Annotated in this window: 3 protein-coding genes and 1 pseudogene; all 4 read right to left on the reverse strand. The window is 60.8% G+C overall.

Features of this window, described 5'->3' with window-relative positions; genetic code table 11:
* Nucleotides 1-196 (reverse strand): transposase (locus BKH32_RS05910; protein WP_075249080.1); only part of this gene is annotated, 196 nt, incomplete at its 3' end.
* Nucleotides 197-365: 169 nt separating this feature from the next.
* Nucleotides 366-755: a transposase family protein gene (locus BKH32_RS14380; RefSeq protein WP_256691126.1), complete on the reverse strand. Its 390-nt coding sequence runs from the start codon at nt 753-755 to the stop codon at nt 366-368.
* Between the two features lie 28 nt (nt 756-783).
* On the reverse strand, nt 784-1146 hold the full coding sequence (locus BKH32_RS14385) for a transposase family protein (protein WP_256691128.1): 363 nt from the start codon (nt 1144-1146) through the stop codon (nt 784-786).
* Nucleotides 1147-1526: 380 nt separating this feature from the next.
* Nucleotides 1527-2007 (reverse strand): annotated as a pseudogene (locus BKH32_RS05925) (transposase); the annotation flags it as partial.

The raw sequence follows: 2007 nt of genomic DNA on the forward strand, positions 1-2007 counted from the left end.
CTATCTCGGCTGACTCGGAGACTTTCTTGCGGTACTGGTCGGTGGCGTGCTCTTTTCTGTATCTGGCGACCCAGTTACCCACCGTTTGGGCTACAAGACCGTATGAGGCGGCCACCGAGGAGATGGTACGTTCCTTCTCGATCACCTCACGCACCACCTGGGTCTTGAACTCGTCTGAGTATTTCGCTGCTGGCATGGTCTCCATCCTATCGACTCACGGGAAGAAAAACTCCCCCAGTCCGAGAAACACCACGCACCCCACCTCCCTCCTGATGGCCGTCTGTGACTGGGGTCGGTCACGCCAGGAGTAGTACCCTGATTTTGATACCCTGGACCACCGACACATTGAGGAGATGGAGGCTTATTCATGGGGTGTAGGTGAATATGAGTCCGAGGATGGCTGTGATGGTTTCTGGGAAGGTTTGTAGTGGTCTTCTGTAGCCGGTGTGTAGGACTCTCCAGGTCTTGATGTTGGCGATGACTCTCTCGATCTTGTACCGGATCTGGTTGACAGTGGTGTTGTAGGTCTTGTCGTCTGGGTGGAGGGGCAGGTTCGGGGGTTTTCTCTTGGGGGTGATCATTCCCAGTCCGATGTACCCCTTGTCGCCGATGTGGCGGGGTGGTGGTGTCCCGTCGGGGAGGTCGGTGGCGGGTACGTCGAGCAGTCCGCAGCGGCGCAGGGCCTGGGCGTCGTGCGTGCGTCCGTCCTGGGGGTCGGACACCCAGGCCAAGGTCCCTGACAGGGTGCAGGCCACCTGGACGTTCAGACCCGTGGTCTTGTGCCTACCTTAAGTCAAGCTCAGGATGACCCTTCCAGGACCAGCACTGAAGCAGGGTGCCGTCGATGATCAGCTGGGCCGTGGGGTCCAGGTCCTCCACCGTCGGTACAGAGGCTTGGAGAGCCTGGGCGATCAGGGGCGTGTAGGCACTGATGACGCGGGAGACGGTGGCCTGCCTGACGTTGTAGACCTCGGCGAGCAGCTCCTGGGGCAGGTTGTGGCGCAGGTAGGTCAGGGTCAGGCGCACGCACAGGAACAGGCCCAGCACCTTGGCCCCGAACGCCGGCAGGTCGGGACTGGTGGCGTGAATGGCCTCGCACAGGTCCAGGACATCATCGCGAGTGATCTTCGTGCTACTATTCGTCATGGCGGTTTGCTTCTTGGTTGGATTGGCTTAAGCACCAAAGATTCTCTCAAGAGCAAGCCGCCACCCTATCTAACGACACACCCCCCTTAAGCAGCCTAAACACCCCTATGAATAAGCCTCATGGGGTAGGAGCCTTCTTCGCGGTTGATCAACTCGTAGCGCTCGGTCACGGTCGTTCCTTGGCGAAGAAGGCGGCTGCTTTTTTCAGGAACTCATTCTCCTGACGCAGCTCCCTGTTCTCTGCTCTCAGTTTTGCTATCTCGGCTGACTCGGCTGCCTTCTTGCGGTCCTGATCGGTGGCGTGCTCCTTCTTGTATCTTGCGACCCAGTTACCGGCTCTTCGTGTTTGAGGGTGTGGTAGGTGGGGCTTATCGGTTGGTTTAGGTGGTTGTTGTCAGGTGGTCTTTGAGGCGTCCGGTGTGGATGAGGCTGCGGATGGTGTAGTTGGCCAGGTTGCGCAAATCCCAGGGCGATGCCGCGTAGGTGCTCCAGGCGCCCGTTGATCGCTTCGGTGGGGCCGTTGGAGGTACGGGGCTGGTCGAAGTAGGCCAGGATGTCGGAGGCTCTTTCAGTCAGGGTCTTTGCCAGGGTCTGGATCTCTTCCAGCTCGTCTGGGATGGCCTGCTTCAGGGAGTCGATGAGCCGTTGCATCAGGTACTTTCCCAGGCCCGCCTCCTCGGTGCGGTAGGCCTGGATGAGGCGCTGGTAGACGCCCCAGGCGGCCTGGACCGCAGCGTGGCGATCATCAGCGAACAGAGCCTCGAGACGCTCGGCCTGGGCGTCGGTGAGCAGGCCGGCCCCGGTGTGCAGGGTGCGCCTGGCCCGGTAGAGCCGGTCACCCGCCCGGCCCCGCCGGCCCGT

The organism is Actinomyces oris (assembly GCF_001929375.1).
Taxonomy (GTDB): Bacteria; Actinomycetota; Actinomycetes; order Actinomycetales; family Actinomycetaceae; genus Actinomyces; species Actinomyces oris_B.